Origin of the sequence: Metasolibacillus fluoroglycofenilyticus, assembly GCF_003049645.1 — a bacterium.
In the GTDB taxonomy this organism is placed as follows: Bacteria; Bacillota; Bacilli; order Bacillales_A; family Planococcaceae; genus Metasolibacillus; species Metasolibacillus fluoroglycofenilyticus.
This window is the reverse complement of the sequence record NZ_PYWK01000009.1, coordinates 1-15,750: the sequence shown is the minus strand read 5'-3', so window position 1 is coordinate 15,750 and position 15,750 is coordinate 1. Positions and strand designations below refer to the sequence as shown.

14 protein-coding genes, 17 tRNA genes and 1 rRNA gene are annotated in these 15,750 nt (G+C 39.6%); 3 read left to right on the top strand and 29 right to left on the bottom strand.

The window, feature by feature from the left end:
• Window positions 1-33 precede the first annotated feature (33 nt).
• The 3 genes from C9J36_RS16605 to C9J36_RS16595 all read right to left on the bottom strand — a co-directional run bounded on the left by C9J36_RS16605 (window position 34) and on the right by C9J36_RS16595 (window position 2,137).
• A complete protein-coding gene (locus tag C9J36_RS16605; RefSeq protein ID WP_107943806.1) occupies window positions 34-855 on the bottom strand; it encodes an aldo/keto reductase in 822 nt (273 codons plus the stop codon).
• Window positions 856-868: 13 nt separating this feature from the next.
• The gene (locus C9J36_RS16600; protein ID WP_107943805.1) at window positions 869-1,699 is read right to left on the bottom strand and encodes an aldo/keto reductase; all 831 of its coding nucleotides are present in this window, start codon (window positions 1,697-1,699) and stop codon (window positions 869-871) included.
• Window positions 1,700-1,972: 273 nt separating this feature from the next.
• Window positions 1,973-2,137, bottom strand: a complete 165-nt coding sequence (locus C9J36_RS16595; RefSeq protein WP_066167365.1) for a hypothetical protein — start codon at window positions 2,135-2,137, stop codon at window positions 1,973-1,975.
• A 374-nt stretch (window positions 2,138-2,511) separates the two neighbouring features.
• On the opposite strand from C9J36_RS16595, the gene C9J36_RS16590 reads away from it, so the two are divergent.
• Window positions 2,512-3,396, top strand: a complete 885-nt coding sequence (locus tag C9J36_RS16590) for a VOC family protein (protein WP_107943804.1) — start codon at window positions 2,512-2,514, stop codon at window positions 3,394-3,396.
• Window positions 3,397-3,806: 410 nt separating this feature from the next.
• On the opposite strand, the gene C9J36_RS16585 is transcribed toward C9J36_RS16590, so the two are convergent.
• The 7 genes from C9J36_RS16585 to queG form a co-directional block, all read right to left on the bottom strand.
• Window positions 3,807-5,711 (bottom strand): CotH kinase family protein, encoded by a 1,905-nt coding sequence (locus C9J36_RS16585; protein WP_107943803.1) that lies wholly within the window; start codon window positions 5,709-5,711, stop codon window positions 3,807-3,809.
• A 15-nt stretch (window positions 5,712-5,726) separates the two neighbouring features.
• Window positions 5,727-6,410, bottom strand: a complete 684-nt coding sequence (locus C9J36_RS16580; RefSeq protein WP_107943802.1) for a DUF4956 domain-containing protein — start codon at window positions 6,408-6,410, stop codon at window positions 5,727-5,729.
• A gap of 26 nt (window positions 6,411-6,436) precedes the next feature.
• The gene (locus tag C9J36_RS16575) at window positions 6,437-7,126 is read right to left on the bottom strand and encodes a polyphosphate polymerase domain-containing protein (RefSeq protein WP_066167390.1); all 690 of its coding nucleotides are present in this window, start codon (window positions 7,124-7,126) and stop codon (window positions 6,437-6,439) included.
• Between the two features lie 289 nt (window positions 7,127-7,415).
• On the bottom strand, window positions 7,416-8,819 hold the full coding sequence (locus C9J36_RS16570) for a HAMP domain-containing sensor histidine kinase (RefSeq protein WP_107943801.1): 1,404 nt from the start codon (window positions 8,817-8,819) through the stop codon (window positions 7,416-7,418).
• The gene (locus C9J36_RS16565; RefSeq protein WP_107943800.1) at window positions 8,803-9,489 is read right to left on the bottom strand and encodes a response regulator transcription factor; all 687 of its coding nucleotides are present in this window, start codon (window positions 9,487-9,489) and stop codon (window positions 8,803-8,805) included. The genes C9J36_RS16570 and C9J36_RS16565 overlap by 17 nt, the downstream gene beginning before the upstream one ends.
• A gap of 236 nt (window positions 9,490-9,725) precedes the next feature.
• Window positions 9,726-10,199: a tRNA (uridine(34)/cytosine(34)/5-carboxymethylaminomethyluridine(34)-2'-O)-methyltransferase TrmL gene (gene trmL, locus C9J36_RS16560; RefSeq protein WP_107943799.1), complete on the bottom strand. Its 474-nt coding sequence runs from the start codon at window positions 10,197-10,199 to the stop codon at window positions 9,726-9,728.
• Between the two features lie 14 nt (window positions 10,200-10,213).
• On the bottom strand, window positions 10,214-11,353 hold the full coding sequence (gene queG, locus C9J36_RS16555; RefSeq protein ID WP_107943798.1) for a tRNA epoxyqueuosine(34) reductase QueG: 1,140 nt from the start codon (window positions 11,351-11,353) through the stop codon (window positions 10,214-10,216).
• A gap of 62 nt (window positions 11,354-11,415) precedes the next feature.
• Between queG and C9J36_RS16550 the strand changes: the two genes are divergently transcribed.
• Together C9J36_RS16550 and C9J36_RS16545 are read left to right on the top strand one after the other, a co-directional pair.
• Window positions 11,416-12,114 (top strand): B3/B4 domain-containing protein, encoded by a 699-nt coding sequence (locus C9J36_RS16550; RefSeq protein WP_107943797.1) that lies wholly within the window; start codon window positions 11,416-11,418, stop codon window positions 12,112-12,114.
• Window positions 12,098-12,604, top strand: a complete 507-nt coding sequence (locus C9J36_RS16545; RefSeq protein ID WP_107943796.1) for a hypothetical protein — start codon at window positions 12,098-12,100, stop codon at window positions 12,602-12,604. The genes C9J36_RS16550 and C9J36_RS16545 overlap by 17 nt, the downstream gene beginning before the upstream one ends.
• 215 nt (window positions 12,605-12,819) lie before the next feature.
• On the opposite strand, the gene C9J36_RS16540 is transcribed toward C9J36_RS16545, so the two are convergent.
• The 19 genes from C9J36_RS16540 to rrf all read right to left on the bottom strand — a co-directional run bounded on the left by C9J36_RS16540 (window position 12,820) and on the right by rrf (window position 15,562).
• The gene (locus C9J36_RS16540) at window positions 12,820-13,722 is read right to left on the bottom strand and encodes a S66 peptidase family protein (protein ID WP_107943795.1); all 903 of its coding nucleotides are present in this window, start codon (window positions 13,720-13,722) and stop codon (window positions 12,820-12,822) included.
• Between the two features lie 106 nt (window positions 13,723-13,828).
• Window positions 13,829-13,911, bottom strand: a tRNA-Leu gene (locus tag C9J36_RS16535).
• 54 nt (window positions 13,912-13,965) lie between these two features.
• Window positions 13,966-14,040: transfer RNA gene (locus tag C9J36_RS16530), tRNA-Gly, on the bottom strand.
• Between the two features lie 50 nt (window positions 14,041-14,090).
• Window positions 14,091-14,164: transfer RNA gene (locus C9J36_RS16525), tRNA-Cys, on the bottom strand.
• 6 nt (window positions 14,165-14,170) lie between these two features.
• A tRNA-Gly gene (locus tag C9J36_RS16520) sits at window positions 14,171-14,245 on the bottom strand.
• 3 nt (window positions 14,246-14,248) lie between these two features.
• A tRNA-Gln gene (locus C9J36_RS16515) sits at window positions 14,249-14,323 on the bottom strand.
• 18 nt (window positions 14,324-14,341) lie between these two features.
• Window positions 14,342-14,417: transfer RNA gene (locus C9J36_RS16510), tRNA-His, on the bottom strand.
• Between the two features lie 30 nt (window positions 14,418-14,447).
• A tRNA-His gene (locus C9J36_RS16505) sits at window positions 14,448-14,523 on the bottom strand.
• 33 nt (window positions 14,524-14,556) lie between these two features.
• Window positions 14,557-14,630, bottom strand: a tRNA-Trp gene (locus tag C9J36_RS16500).
• Window positions 14,631-14,641: 11 nt separating this feature from the next.
• Window positions 14,642-14,725 (bottom strand) — tRNA-Tyr (locus tag C9J36_RS16495).
• Window positions 14,726-14,728: 3 nt separating this feature from the next.
• A tRNA-Thr gene (locus C9J36_RS16490) sits at window positions 14,729-14,804 on the bottom strand.
• 13 nt (window positions 14,805-14,817) lie between these two features.
• Window positions 14,818-14,893: transfer RNA gene (locus C9J36_RS16485), tRNA-Phe, on the bottom strand.
• A 16-nt stretch (window positions 14,894-14,909) separates the two neighbouring features.
• Window positions 14,910-14,985, bottom strand: a tRNA-Asp gene (locus tag C9J36_RS16480).
• A 3-nt stretch (window positions 14,986-14,988) separates the two neighbouring features.
• Window positions 14,989-15,065: transfer RNA gene (locus C9J36_RS16475), tRNA-Met, on the bottom strand.
• A gap of 10 nt (window positions 15,066-15,075) precedes the next feature.
• Window positions 15,076-15,151: transfer RNA gene (locus C9J36_RS16470), tRNA-Val, on the bottom strand.
• An 11-nt stretch (window positions 15,152-15,162) separates the two neighbouring features.
• Window positions 15,163-15,237: transfer RNA gene (locus tag C9J36_RS16465), tRNA-Glu, on the bottom strand.
• A 20-nt stretch (window positions 15,238-15,257) separates the two neighbouring features.
• Window positions 15,258-15,349 (bottom strand) — tRNA-Ser (locus tag C9J36_RS16460).
• Between the two features lie 7 nt (window positions 15,350-15,356).
• Window positions 15,357-15,431: transfer RNA gene (locus C9J36_RS16455), tRNA-Asn, on the bottom strand.
• 15 nt (window positions 15,432-15,446) lie between these two features.
• Window positions 15,447-15,562 (bottom strand): 5S ribosomal RNA (rrf, locus tag C9J36_RS16450).
• Window positions 15,563-15,750 lie beyond the last annotated feature (188 nt).

Below are 15,750 nucleotides of genomic sequence, written 5' to 3'. Positions count from 1 at the left end.
CATAGATTGTCGTTCATTTGGCGTCTTTCACAGTTAAAAGTCAAAATTATCAGGGTCAGCACCTGTACGATGGAATGTATTTAATGCAGAAATTGCCGCAACTTCATCAACAGCTAAAGCGAAGTCAAATACCTCTAAATTTTCTTTGACGCGCTGTGGTGTTACCGATTTCGGAATTGCGATATTACCTACTTCTAAATGCCAACGTAGCACGATTTGTGCAGGTGTTTTACTATATTTCTCAGCTAAACCTTTTACGATAGGATGTGTGAAGACAATACCTGTTCCTAGTGGAGCCCATGCTGTTACCGCAATATTATGCTGCGCACAAAATGCACGTAAATCATGCTGTGCTAAAGATGGGTGACATTCTACTTGATTCACCATCGGCTTAACATTCGCTACTGCAAATACTTCCTCCAAATGATGTTGATGATGGTTAGAAACGCCTGGCACACGAATTAGCTTTTCCTCGTAAAGGCGCTCTATTGCTTTATATGTTTCTGCCAATGTTGGCTTTGGCCAATGCGTCAAATATAAATCAATATATTCCAAATTTAATTTTTTTAAGGATGTTTCAAAAGCACGTAAAGTATTATCAAAGCCTTGATCCGCATTCCAAACCTTCGTCGTAATAAATAATTCCGAACGCTCCACTCCTGATGCTTTAATTGCTTCCCCAACTGCTTCTTCATTTTGATAAATCGCTGCTGTATCAATAGCACGATAGCCTGCATTTAATGCCTCAATCACGCCATTAAATGCGACTTCATGCTCCTTCATTCGGAATACACCGTAGCCAATGCGTGGCATTTCCACACCATTTGCTAATGTTATAGTTTTTGAAATTGTCATGGATGAGTCCCCCTTATATATCAAATGTAAAATTATCTGGATCTTTCCCAAAGCGTTTATTTTGATTTAATGCATCAAGTGTCAGCATATCTTGCGCCGATAATTCAAAATCAAAAATTTGCGCGTTTTCTTCAATTCGATGTGACTTTACTGATTTCGGTATGACGATAATGCCATGCTGTAAATGCCAGCGCAGCACAATTTGCGCTGGTGTTTTGCCATGCTTTACCGCAAGTGCTTGAATCGTGTCATCCGTTAGCACCCCACCACGCCCTAATGGTGACCATGCTGTTACAGCAATATTGTGCTCCGCGCAAAATGCACGCAAATCTTGTTGCGATAAATACGGATGCATTTCTACTTGATTAACAGCTGGAGCTGTATTTGCTTTAGTAAAAATTTGCTCCAAATGATGTGAATGATGATTCGACACACCCGGCACACGTATTAACTTCTCATCATAGAGGCGTTCAATTGCTCGATATGTATCAACGAATTTATCCGCCACTGGCCAATGTGTTAAATATAAATCAACATATTCCATCGCTAATTTTTTCAATGATGCTTCGAAAGCCCGCAATGTATTGTCATAGCCTTGGTCTGTATTCCAAACCTTTGTCGTAACGAAGATTTCCTCGCGCGGCACATTCGAATGTCGAATCGCTTCACCTACCTCGATCTCGTTGAAATAAAGTGAAGCCGTATCAATCGCGCGGTATCCAACCTGCAATGCTTTCGTAATGGCAGAAATTGTTTCATCACGGTCTGTCATTTTATACACACCTAAACCAAAAAGCGGCATTTCAACACCATTTTCCAGTCTTTTTGTACTTTGCAAGTGCATTTTCATCCCTCCTTCTGCATTCTAATTTTATTATATACTTAATCGACCATTCTTTCGAGAAACGAATCTTCATACGAAAAATTACGAGGTTGCATCACAAAAAGCGTGTCCAAAAATGATGTTCAGACACGCCTTTAATTCCAACAGTGAATCCTGCACGTAATCATACTATTTAATCCTATTCTCGAATATTACCATTGATTTGTGACATTCTAGCTCTATTTGCGGCTTGCCATAGTTTATAAGCAAATTCAAAATGATATTAGCGCTTGTTTAATTCTCCTCTGTTTTATCGAATTGTTGTGGGTCTACGATGCGCTCATCCTCCTCCAATTGCTGACCATCTCTCATATTTTCCATTTGCTTACCTAGTTGTTTTAAATCCTCCATATTGTTCACCATATGCCCGCTTGTTGGTTGTTTATTCTCTTTCTCCATTTTAGACCCCTCCTTTTTTATTTTCTATTCCCGATAATGTCTGTTTTTAACCTATTTAGACACAAAATAACCATAGTAAAGTTTATATATATAGGCTATACTTATAAAAGAGTTTATATACATGAGGAGGATACTTCCATGAAATTATTATTAATTCTTGGCGTTTGTGCATCTTTTCTAATTGCAATTTTCACTGGCGGTTACGAAGGAAAGCCATTTGCTAAAAAGGACTAATTTTTAAGCCTTTATTTATTAGGCGACTACAAAACACTCGGATATATTTCGAGTGTTTTTTTCTTGTATTTTTTTCTTTTAACATTTAAACTTACTTAAAGTAACTTAGTTAAGTATCCTAATCATAGAGGAGTTTCCATATGACAATAAACTTTCACCAAAAACCAAATATGTATGCATCACATTTACAATTAAAAGTTTCAAATTTACAGCAATCACTTGACTATTATACATCACTTATCGGCTTTCAAATTTTACAGCAAGATGAGCAAAATGCCTATTTAACTGTCGATGGCATGACAAGCATCTTATCATTAATTGAAGTTGAGAATGCCCTTCCTCTAGGCAACGGGCTAACAGGGCTGTATCATATTGCGCTATTATTACCTAACCGCAAAGATTTGGGCAATATTGTGCAGCATTTTGTACAGCACAATATTCGCATCGGTGCAGCAGACCACTATGTAAGTGAAGCATTGTACTTAAACGACCCAGACGGCAACGGTATCGAAATCTATATTGACCGTCCTGCAAGCAACTGGCAATGGCGTGATAATCAAGTCAAAATGGTTACAGAGCAGCTAAATTTTAACCCTATTCTAGCTGCGGCTGATGGGCAATGGAACGGTTTACCTAAAGGCACAATAATCGGACACATTCATTTATCGGTTGCTGATTTAGAAAAATCTGAGCAATTTTATACAAATGTACTTGATTTCAATGTCGTTTCACGTTATGGCAAACAAGCGCTCTTCATTTCAACAGGCGACTATCATCACCATATTGGCTTAAATACTTGGCACAGTGAGAACGGTATGAAGCCTTCACCAAATCATGTTGGACTACAATCATTCACAATTGTTTTAGAAAATGATACAGTAGCACAGCGAGTTCATGAAAAATTAACAGCAGCAGGCTTCACTGTAGAGCATTTTGAAAATGCTCCAGCTTATGGCGGCACACAAATTTTTTCAGTAGAAGACCCTAATGGCATTCGTCTATTATTTACTATAGATGCTGAGTAACTACATTATCTTTAAAACTGTTCCAAAATTATTGGAGCAGTTATTTATTTTGTTGAGAATAATCCTCCGTTGATTTCGTTGTAATTAGTGAAAAGGCTTTTTCAAATAATAAGGAGTTATGTATATGCAAAAGACTTTTATAAAACGCTTAAAAAAGCAAGAAGAAGATGCACTCGAATACATTATTGATGAATGTATCAATGATGTCTTTTTTGAAGTATGGATAAAGTAAATAAGGGAAAAGCAAATTTTCATTGCATTAAAAGCAGGAACTGTCTGAAAAGTGTACATCTTTTCAGAAAGTCCCTGCTTCTATATTAAATATTCTCTAAAATATTTGTACCTGTTGCTTCGCTCTCGGTACAAAAACATCTGCTCCTAAAGTAGTCACAATAAATTATCACTACCTTTCAGACACGCACTTTACTATACCTAAACCCTCTACGATTAAATTTAAAAACGAAGACCGTTGCGCCGATTAAAAGTAGTAATGTGATTGTAGCAATAATTTGCATGGAGGTATTCGTTGTTTGAAGGTTTGATGGAGTGCCATTTGAAAAATCGGATGCCTGCCTCATTCCATCGGGTGCTACTCTTTCCCCATTGCGATTCGGTGGCTGCATCTCACTTCCATTCCAATCCGAAGGTGGCTGACCAAATCCATTTTCTCCAATCGAGGGTGGTTGCATCCCATTTTCATCCCAATCTGCTGGCGGTTGCCCAAGTATATTTTGCTGACTTCCCTCTCCATTTACTGGAATTCGCATCTCGCTTTCAGCCCAATCTGTAGGTTGTTGCCCAGATGCTTCTTCATTTCCGTCTCTATTTCTCCGAGGCATCTGCCCGTTTCCTTGTGTTGTATTTGCCTCTACTACAAGCTCGCCTGATAGCTGCTGAAATATAGATGTTGAGCGCTTTTTGGCAAATTCAGCAAGGCTGCTTTCACCTTCGACAGCTGCTAAAAATTCCGCTGTCGTATAAAATTTTGTTGGGTCTGCTTCAACATATGTCGTTAGTTGAACAGCTAAATTATTTGCGATATTTTGAACATACTCTTCTGTTAAATAATTCGTTGCAATTTCCTCGAGATAGCCCTCATAAATCGCACGATATTCACTATTAGAAAGCAGTGCATTCAACAATGGGCGCTCTTCTAATGTCGTGCCAGACACAGGTGTGGAAATACTGAAATTAATAGATTCATCTGCTAATAAATTGCTTGATTGCCCTCCGAAGCCCATTTCATTTTGCATTTGCATAGCGGAGTTTCGCTGTTCGCTTCTATCTTGCGTTTGTGTGTTAGAATTTTGCTGCTCCGCTCCGTCTTGCATTTGCTCCTGTTCCGCTCCTCGTTGTGAATTCTGCTGAGCCATTCGATTGCCATCGCCGCCCATTCCTACAGAAAAGCCACCGAAGGACATATTGTAATCCCAAGGAATAATAGAAAATACGCCATCTTGCTCATACAAATAATAATTATGCTTCATATTGCCTTGATAGCTATCCAAATTGACTACTGCTGTATTGACTGCAAAATAACGTAGCATTTCATCTATATCCAAATACTGCTCGATATTATCACCTTTATTAATTGCCTCAATCATCTCAATAATTTTGGAATTTTCCACATTGCCTTCGTTCGTTTTTAAACCAATACCTGTATAGTCGGCTATATCATCACCAATATATTGCAAATCACTACCTACACCATCTGGTTTATACAAAAAACCATCATTTGAGCCAAATTTATTCGCTAAAAATGTCGCATCAATTTGCTCAACGCCTAAATACAAGCCTTGTTCCTTGCCATTAACGGTAATATACATATACGAATGTGCGGGTGTTGGTAACCCCATTGCTTCCATTAATTCATAGGAGATATACTCTCTCATTAATGTCGCATCACTATAATTATTGTTTAAGTTAAGCTTCGTTAAACCATATAGGCTTTGTTCATTATCATAATAATCAAAGTCGATTTTAAAGCTATAGCGCGTTGAATCGCTATTGACGACTGCTCGCAATGACGAATTTCCTTTTGTGCGAATGGCTACATGCTCCATTCTCTTACCGTTAATTGTAACATTTGCAACTTTATATTCTTCTGCCGAAGCATTTTCTAGCATATCGAGCCACTCTTCCTCATCTAGCTCGATATCAACTGTTGTCACTTTGCTTTGATTAAAGACATGCTCCTCATAGGAAAAGGCAGCATTTGATGTTTGAATACCAATATTCGGCATGACTGCTACCATTACAATAAAGAGCAACAATAAAATAGACATACATAAATAAACAACACGTGCTTTTATCATTGTTTGTCCCCCTTATTATGCAGTGAAATTGCCATCATAGCTCAGCATAATTGCTGACTTCACCCCATTTAGTTGTGCAATAGCCTCCATTAAATTTGCATCATTATTTTTTACACGTACTTCATAGGTTGCCTCTATATCGCTACCTTGCATCATCGATTTTGATTTCAAAGCATATTTTTTCGAAAATTGAGCAATTAGTTTTTCTATTTCCCCATTTGTTGCAGCTTGCTCAAACTTTACTACAAGTAAATAAGGATTTTCTATCGTAATCTTATTAACAAATACTAGCAATACTAAACCAATTAAAATTGCTCCGATAAGTACAAGTGGAATAAAACCAGCACCACATAAAATTCCTGAAACAATTGCCCAGAAAATATACACTAAATCCATCGGGTCTTTAATCGGCGTACGGAAACGAACAATTGATAATGCCCCAACCATACCGAGCGATAACAGTACATTTGAACTAATCCCCATAATAACTAGCGCTGTCGCCATCGTCATAATCAATAATGAAATATTGAAAGAATGAGAGTAAATAATGCCGTTAAATGTTTTTTTGTAAACCGCGTAAATAAATAGCCCAACAAAAAAGGCGACAACTAATCCAATAATTGAATCAATTAAAGAAAATGAAGTTGTTTTTTCAAGAAAGCTAGATTTAAAAATATCTGTAAAGTTTATTGTATCCATTATAGATAACTCCTTTGTTTTGATTTTTATCCATACATGCGGCTTAATTGATATTTAGAATAAGCCTCTGCATGCGTATCTACTGTTTGCAGTAAATATTTAATAATATCTGGCAAGTATTCATCGTATTTTACCTCTAATACAATAATATTTGGTTCGAGTACATCAACCATTGGCAAATTCAGATGAAACATATCGGTATTGTGAATACTCGTTTGTATTTTGCTATCAAATGTCACACGCACATTTCCAAACCGATAAATATACGCCTCTCGTTCATAATCTACTACCGCTACAGGTTTTAACTGTCGATAATACATTTCTTTATATAAATCTCTTAATAAGGGGCGTGAATCGTTTTCCATCCACTGCAACTCACCATAGCGCATTTGTTCATATTCTTTTTTCGTAATGACGCACTTTGTTTTGAAAGTCATATTATGGCGTTTACTTTTGCGCTCTAAATGAATAATTGTTGCCGCTTTATTATAAATACGTACACGATATTTATCACGGTGAAGATAACCTTCTTTTTTTTCATTCAAAACTTTATTTGAAAAATTATCGAAATATGTGCTACGTATTAAATACTTCCCATTTGCCCCCGCATGTGGGTCAAGCTGCATTATATGGGCAAGCTTACTTTTCATCATCATATATTGCGGATATGAAATCGCATGCTTAATTTCCTTGCGTCCCTTTGCTAAATTCCCCATTTTTTCACTTCCTTTTCGTTGAACGTTGTCCTGTACATCTTTTACTATAATCACTTAATGTGTCAGGAAGATGTCAGCCAAAAAGTTTTTTTCAGTAGTATTAAAAAGAGGCTGCCTAATAAGCAGCCTCCATCTTATATGTACAATGATTCATTTGAAAAAACCTGCTAAACTCTATTCTTCTCACATTTTCAAAGAAAGCTCTATATCAACAGGTCCCTCTTTTGCTAAAACATCAACAATAGCGTCCAAAATGCTGGCAACTGCACAGCTTTTCGAACGCCCCCTCTTAATTATTTCGCAATAATTTAAGCGCAAAGCTTGTTCCCGTTGAGCTACTATTTATTAATTCTAACTCGCCGCCAATAGACTGCGCCATCATCTTGCTGAGTGGTAGCCCTAATCCTAGACCACGCACGCCATATTTTTTATTTTCCCCTCGATAAAAACGCTCGAAAATGAACGGTTTATCCGCCTCTAAAATTCCTTGTCCCGTATCTTCTACAGTTACTACTACATGCTGTTGCTGCACACTCACAGTAATCGTAATCGTGCCTTCCTCCTGTATTGCCTGCTGAGCATTTGTTAATAGATTCGTCAAAATTTGCTGCAAACGCACCATATCTGCTTGAACATAGACATTTTGCGTAAGCAGACGGCACTCGATATTAATTTTTTGACCATCCTGTAGTAGCTCCCATTGCTTTACTGTGTTTTCTACGACTTCATTAATATTTGCTGTGACAATGTTGACTGGAAGCGCATCAACAGCAAAGCGATTAAATGCCAGCAAATCGCCAACCATCGTTTTCATTTTTGTTGTTTCTTGCAATGCCATTGCAAGAAATGCTTGTGCCTCTTTGCCTGACACCACTTCGTCACTCACTGCCTGTAGCAAGCCACTAATAGAGGTCACAGGTGTTTTTAATTCGTGTGTCACACCAGCTAATAATTCGGTTCTTGTTTTTTCTAACTGCTCTAGCTTACTTGCCATCTCCTTGAAGGAGGTGACAAGCTCATCTACCTCTTGTTCTTTATTATTTTCAGGTAAATAAACATGATAGTCACCGTCTTGAATTTGCCTTGCTGCGATAGCTACCTGCTTAATTGGTCTTGCTAAACGCTTCGATAAAAAATAAATTGCCCCCCAACCAAGTACTGCTAAAGCACCAATAAGTACAGCGAGTTGCCCATATGCCTGCTCTACCTTTGTTAAATGCTGCTTCTCCTCCATGACAAGCACCCAGCCAAACAATGTGTCCTCTACATATATAGGTCTTTTCACAAGATAGTGCTCACCCTTTGGAGGAATTGACACTTTCGTATATGCTTTATCACTATCTAGCCACTCAGTTACGTTCCTGGCACTATCAGGATGAATTGGGCGATTGCTCTTTAAAATATTGCCCTTTGCATCGGCTATATATAATATAGGGTCAATTTCCCGCATACGGAAGCGTTCGCGATTATCAATAAAGTTTGGCAACATGTTGTCAGGCGCAGCTGTATCAGTCAATCGATAAACTGTTTCCTCCGCTAAAAATTCCATCATTTCAATACGCGTCTCAAATGTCGTATGACGAATCCAACTAGCAGAAAGAAAAGAAATAATAACTAATCCAATCATTAATGTTGCGACATAACGACTTGTCCAATAGCGAAGCAATGTTGTTTTTTTATTTTTTCGTAACACTTAATTGATACCCCAATCCACGCAATGTTTTAATTTCGCCTTCCCGTATATCCCAATTCATTAATGCCTTTCGCAATCGCTTTATCGCTAAATCTACAGCCCTATCGCTGCCATCATACTCCCAGCCCCATACATGCTCAATTAGCTGCTCTCGTGTAAATGTTTGATTCGGATATTCCGCTAAAAATAATAGCACCGATAAATCCCTTGGTGTTAAAACAACTTCCTGTCCCTTTAAATAAACAGTATGTGCCCTCGTATCAATTTCAAGCTGCCCAAACTGCTTAATAAATGAAGCCTGCTCATTTCCTTGCGAACGTCTTAACACAGCCTTTACCCTTGCGACCATCTCATCAGCGACAAATGGCTTTGTAATATAATCATCAGCCCCCTGATCAAACCCAGCTAGACGGTCATCAACTTCTCCCAATGCTGTCAGCATAATAACAGGACAACTACTTTGCTGCCGTATTTCTTTCAAAATCATCCAACCATTTTTATCTGGCAGCATTATATCTAACAGCACTAAATGTGGCTGATGCTCATGAAACATTGGCAGTGCCTCGCTGCCGTTATAACATTGCACAATTTGATAGCCAACCTTCTCTAAGTAAACCTTTAACACTTGGCTAATAGCAAATTCATCCTCGACTATAAGTATCGTAGACATATCTTTTCACCCCGCTGCATTCTTATATCCTCTACATTAACATGCAATTATGTCTATCACATGTCAAGAACAAATGTCTGCTAGCATTGCATGTATACATTTTTGAAAGCAAAAAATACTTTTTAGCTTATAAAGCTACATTGATGAACTATCTGCGATTTCCTCACCCCAGCAACAAAAAAAGCGTTGAAAAATACAATGCGTATTTTTCAACACTAGCTTGCTTCAAAGCCTTCTTACTTTAATCCTGGATAGCCTTGCTGTCTAAGTGCCTCATAAATGACAATTGCTGCTGTGTTCGATAAATTTAATGAACGAATATGGTTACTTTGTGGAATTCGTAAACACATATCTCTACGCTCATAAGCAAAATCCTTTGGTAAGCCTGTCGTTTCCTTGCCAAACATAAAATAAATATCGCGTTCATGATTGCTAAAATCATGTGTTGTAAATGGCTCGTCACTATATGTTTCTATTAAATACACATCGCCATCCTCACTATAAGCAATAAAATCCTCCAAAGAATCATGGTACACAACATGAACATGCTCCCAATAATCAAGGCCTGCGCGCTTTAGCATTTTATCGTCAGTTGAAAAGCCTAAAGGACGGATTAGATGTAAGCTTGTATTCGTTCCTGCACATGTCCGTGCAATATTTCCTGTATTAGCTGGAATTTCTGGTTGATATAAAACGATATGCAATGGCACAATAAACCCTTCTCTCAATCAATTTCTGTTAATAATGCTAGCCCTTTATCGATTTCTGCTAGCACCTCTGCATCCTGCTCTCGCTCTTTTGCAGCTAATAATTCTTCTTGTACGCCTTGTCCTCCGATTTTTCCAAGAGCCCATGCAGCTGTACCGCGAATAACGGGTCGCTCATCCTTTTTCATTACTTGCAATAGCTCAGGTACTGCTTGCTGCTCTTTAAAATGAGCCAAAGCTAAAATCGCATTGCGCTGAATTGGCTTTTTGCCACGCCACGAGCCAGATACATGTCCAAACCTCGCTTTAAACTCCTTATTTGAAATCGTTAGTAGAGGCTCCAATAATGGCTTTGCCAATTCTGGGTCAGGCATAAACTCCTCATGAATCCAATTAGCCTTACCTTTATTTTTCGGACAGACTGTCTGACATGTATCACATCCATATAAACGATTGCCAATTTTCCCACGAAACTCATCAGGTAAAAACCCTTTCGTTTGTGTTAAAAAAGCAATACAACGCTGCGCATTTAACTGTCCGCCTTCTACTATCGCCCCCGTTGGACAAACATCAATACAAAGCCTGCACTCCCCGCACTCATCCTCCATCGGCTGATCTGGTGCAAATGGGATATTGGTAATGAGCTCTCCTAAATAAACGTAAGAGCCAAACTCTGGTGTAATAATTGAGCAATTTTTCCCGCTCCAGCCAATTCCTGCACGCTCTGCAACTGCGCGGTCGACTAGCTCCCCTGTATCTACCATAGATTTTATTTTTACATCTGGCACATGTTTCCTTAGCCACTCCTCAATTAACTGCAAACGCTCACGCACAGCAACATGATAATCAATTCCCCAAGAAGCTCGACAAAAAATTCCCCGTCGCTCACCTTTTTTTCCTAAAGGAGCATCCTTCATTTTTGAAGGATAGGCAAGCGCGATGGCAATAATGCTCTCCGCTTGGTCTAATAAGCGTAAAGGCTCTGTCCTCTTATCAATATCCTGTTCTTCAAAACCTGACTGATAGCCTAGTTGCTGTTGACGACGCAAACGATTTTTTAATTCGAGAAATGGAGAAGCTGTCGTAAACCCTATTTTATCGACACCAATCGATTTAGCATACAGAATTAACTCTGTCTGTAAATCAGTGACATTCATTTTTCTTTTTCTCTCCTTATTGCTACAATATATATATCAAATTTAATATAGCAGGTGATTTTATGAATATTTCATTGCACGATTCGCTTTCTACATATAATTTAAAAATCGGCATTATTTATTATAACAAAATTGTCGTGTCAGATTCTCCTCAAATGATTAAAGGGCGCATACAACTTTATCAGGAAAATTTATTTTTAGAAATGCAGGAAATACCTGTAACAGAAAGAGCAGGTATTGCTGAATGGCGAAAGCTTTGGAAAACACTCGGCGCAGACCCAAACCGCTATCGTCATTCAGCGGAAAGCCTAATGCGCCGCATTTCAAAGCAAAATTATTTAACTCCATTCCATTCAGCAGTCGACTTAAATAACTTCTTCTCCTTGCAATATGAAGTACCAATCGGTATTTATGATATAGACAAGCTACAAGGGGATATTGAGGTAGCTCTTGGTAACGAAGAGACTAGCTATGAGGGACTTAATGGCCGCCATAACTCATTAAAAAATATTCTTTATACACATGATAAGCTCGGTCCATTTGGCAGCCCTTTTGTTGACTCTAAGCGCACAGCAGTGACCGAGCAAACAACATCAGCATTACAAATCTTCTATTTGCGCCCTTCTCAATCAGATGAAGATTGCAAGGAGCTTTTAGCTGCTGCTGGCAAAATGTTTACACAAGTAAACGGTGGCGATTTCACAACAGCTTTACTAACGAATACTTTAAAAAAGGTGGATATAAATGATTTCATTAGCTGAAGCAATTAAATTAAAAAGTGTATTAAACAAAAAAATTCGAGAGCTTTCTATGGAAATTTCTTCTGTCTCACATACAATCGTTGAAAAGGGGGAAGAACCAAAAGCACCTATCCGTACATTGCAGCAAGTAGAAACAGAGCTTGCTGTCGTGCGTAAAGATGCGCGTACACTAGACCGTCTTATTTACCGTGCGAATATTGATAATTTCATAGAGTATAATGGTGAAAAGCTTGCTATAGTCGAAGCCATTGAGCTTGCTACCCAGCTACGGGCTGAAGCCGAGCAGGCTAAGGTACTTGGCATGTCTGAAAAGGAAAGCTTTATGCAAAGTATCGGCGAAACAATTTTATACAATGTTGCTCTTTATGATCCAGCTGCATATCGTACACGTGCGAATGAACTAGAAAAACAGGCACACCGTTTATCGAATGCCATTAATGCAAAAAACTATCAAGTAGAAATTGAATTCGAGGATTCAGCCTATTTCTAATCTTGGTGCGGTGAGACTCCAAACCAAGTCGTAACGAGCGTTTTCTCCTTTTAGGATTAACTAAACGAAAAACCAATTACACTTCACCTGTCACTAGATTACTAATTACCAATGACCAACTAGAAGTAATAGGACAGACAAACGCAGAATTGATTTCTAAACGCTTGCTACGAAAAGAAGCTGCCCGTAAGCAATTTGCCTACAGAGCAGCTTCTTTATTCTTCTACACCTGGCAATACCCTTAACACTTTTGCATCCGCATCGATTATCGCCTCTACTCCTAATGGAAGACCAATATTCGGTCTGCAATGTCCAATTTTAAAGCCAGCTAATACAGGCTTATTTAATGGCTTTAAATAGTGGGAAACAATCTTTAGTAGCTCAGCCTCATCAACACCATTAAAATCACCAATAATATAGCCAGCCGCTTGCTCTAGCTTGCGAGCTAAACGCAATTGATTAAACATACCATCAATGCGGTCAAGCGATTCATGAATATCTTCTAGTATGACAATTTTATTAGAGAAATCTATCTCAAATTTCGTCGCAAGTGTGCTCACTAAGCGATTCAAATTACCACCAATCAATTCGCCACGAGCCACGCCTGAGACAACCGTTTCAAGCTTTGAAATCCGTTCATCATAATGAATTTCAATCGGTGCAAATAATTGCTGAAACATTTTCTCTGACAGCTCATCTAAAATGTCACTACTCTCACTTAACATCGGTCCGTGGAAAGTAACTAAATTAGCATATTGATTAACAGCTAAATGCAAGCTCGTTACATCAGAGAAACCCCAAATAATTTTAGGGTGCTCCTGCAATAGCTGATAATCGATTTTATCTAGCAATCTTCCAATACCATAGCCACCACGCACACAAAATATAGCCTTAATTTCATCATCCGCTATCATTGCATATAAATCCGCAAGACGTTCCTCATCACTGCCAGCCAAAAACCCTTCATACTCCGCAATCGTCTGTCCTAGTTTATACTTCAACCCTAATTTTTCAAGAAATTCAAGCTTAATCGGTAGCTGCTCCATCTTTAATGGACTACTCAGTGCTAAAACACCTACCGTATCGCCTTGTGTTAATTTTTTTGGTCTACTATTCAAATCTTCCACCTCTTTCAATCAATTGTATTATAACATTGCCAAAGGTATGAGGCATATTTCTTATAAGCAAAATAAAAAACTCCAACCGAAGTTGAAGTTTAGATGATACCTGAGGTGGGACTCGAACCCACACGCCATCGCTGGCATCGGATTTTGAGTCCGACGTGTCTGCCATTCCACCACTCAGGCATTATAGTATTTTTCCAGTATGATAAATCAATTTTCTCATACTTACAAAAGATTTGGAGCGGAAGACGGGGTTCGAACCCGCGACCCCCACCTTGGCAAGGTGGTGTTCTACCACTGAACTACTTCCGCAAAATATTCATTTAAAAAAGAGGAAAAAAAATCCCCAATTTATACTAAATTGGAGGCGGCAACCGGATTTGAACCGGTGATAAAGGTGTTGCAGACCTGTGCCTTACCACTTGGCTATGCCGCCGTAAAATGGAGCGGAAGACGGGGTTCGAACCCGCGACCCCCACCTTGGCAAGGTGGTGTTCTACCACTGAACTACTTCCGCAAATGGCTGGGGTACTAGGATTCGAACCTAGGCATGACGGAATCAAAATCCGTTGCCTTACCGCTTGGCTATACCCCAACAACTTTTATTATTAAATGGGGCGACTGATGGGAATCGAACCCACGAATGTCGGAACCACAATCCGATGCGTTAACCACTTCGCCACAATCGCCATTATATAAAATTTACTTTAGATTATTAATGGGGCGACTGATGGGAATCGAACCCACGAGTGTCGGAACCACAATCCGATGCGTTAACCACTTCGCCACAATCGCCACTATTTATGTTCTGTTCATAACAAAAAAATCTGGCAGGGGCAGTAGGAATCGAACCCACACCAAAGGTTTTGGAGACCTCTATTCTACCGTTGAACTATGCCCCTATTCAGATAAATGGTGGTGGGGGACGGATTCGAACCGCCGAACCCTAAGGAGCGGATTTACAGTCCGCCGCGTTTAGCCACTTCGCTACCCCACCAAATGGTGCCGGCGATAGGAGTCGAACCCACGACCTACTGATTACAAGTCAGTTGCTCTACCAACTGAGCTACACCGGCATTTAGGAATAAATGGTGGGTCAGGACGGAATCGAACCGCCGACACTTAGAGCTTCAGTCTAATGCTCTACCAACTGAGCTACTGACCCACTTTTTATATTAAAATGGCGGTCCCGACCGGGATCGAACCGGCGATCTCCTGCGTGACAGGCAGGCATGTTAACCGCTACACCACGGGACCTTTTGGTTGCGGGGACAGGATTTGAACCTGTGACCTTCGGGTTATGAGCCCGACGAGCTACCGAACTGCTCCACCCCGCGATAATAATAATGGTGGAGGATGACGGGTTCGAACCGCCGACCCCCTGCTTGTAAGGCAGGTGCTCTCCCAGCTGAGCTAATCCTCCATATTCAATAGTGGTGACCCGTACGGGATTCGAACCCGTGTTACCGCCGTGAAAGGGCGGTGTCTTAACCACTTGACCAACGGGCCAATAAACGTTGTTTAAAGGTTGGCGGAGAGTAAGGGATTTGAACCCTTGAGACAGTGTTAACCGCCTACACGATTTCCAATCGTGCTCCTTCGACCTCTCGGACAACTCTCCAAGAAGATGGCTCCGAAGGCAGGGCTCGAACCTGCGACCAACCGGTTAACAGCCGGTTGCTCTACCACTGAGCTACTTCGGAACGATATCAAGGTTAGCCTAGCGATGTCCTACTCTCACAGGGGGAAGCCCCCAACTACCATCGGCGCTAAAGAGCTTAACTTCAGTGTTCGGTATGGGAACGGGTGTGACCTCTTTGCCATCATCACTAGACTATTTTCAAAGACAAGAATTATTATAACATCTTTTATATTAAAGTCAAGTATGTATCTTCTTGTTCTTTCAAAACTGGATAAACGAACATTGAAACAAGTTTTAATTGTGGTTAAGTCCTCGATCGATTAGTATTCGTCAGCTCCATGTGTCGCCACACTTCCACCTCGAACCTATCTACCTCATCG

Bases quoted from the DNA above. Each gene is read 5' to 3' on its own strand.
- C9J36_RS16605 (WP_107943806.1), bottom strand. From the start codon at position 855: ATGACAATTTCAAAAACTATAACATTAGCAAATGGTGTGGAAATGCCA.
- C9J36_RS16600 (WP_107943805.1), bottom strand. From the start codon at position 1,699: ATGCACTTGCAAAGTACAAAAAGACTGGAAAATGGTGTTGAAATGCCG.
- C9J36_RS16595 (WP_066167365.1), bottom strand. From the start codon at position 2,137: ATGGAGAAAGAGAATAAACAACCAACAAGCGGGCATATGGTGAACAAT.
- C9J36_RS16590 (WP_107943804.1), top strand. From the start codon at position 2,512: ATGACAATAAACTTTCACCAAAAACCAAATATGTATGCATCACATTTA.
- C9J36_RS16585 (WP_107943803.1), bottom strand. From the start codon at position 5,711: ATGATAAAAGCACGTGTTGTTTATTTATGTATGTCTATTTTATTGTTG.
- C9J36_RS16580 (WP_107943802.1), bottom strand. From the start codon at position 6,410: ATGGATACAATAAACTTTACAGATATTTTTAAATCTAGCTTTCTTGAA.
- C9J36_RS16575 (WP_066167390.1), bottom strand. From the start codon at position 7,126: ATGGGGAATTTAGCAAAGGGACGCAAGGAAATTAAGCATGCGATTTCA.
- C9J36_RS16565 (WP_107943800.1), bottom strand. From the start codon at position 9,489: ATGTCTACGATACTTATAGTCGAGGATGAATTTGCTATTAGCCAAGTG.
- queG (WP_107943798.1), bottom strand. From the start codon at position 11,353: ATGAATGTCACTGATTTACAGACAGAGTTAATTCTGTATGCTAAATCG.
- C9J36_RS16550 (WP_107943797.1), top strand. From the start codon at position 11,416: ATGAATATTTCATTGCACGATTCGCTTTCTACATATAATTTAAAAATC.
- C9J36_RS16545 (WP_107943796.1), top strand. From the start codon at position 12,098: ATGATTTCATTAGCTGAAGCAATTAAATTAAAAAGTGTATTAAACAAA.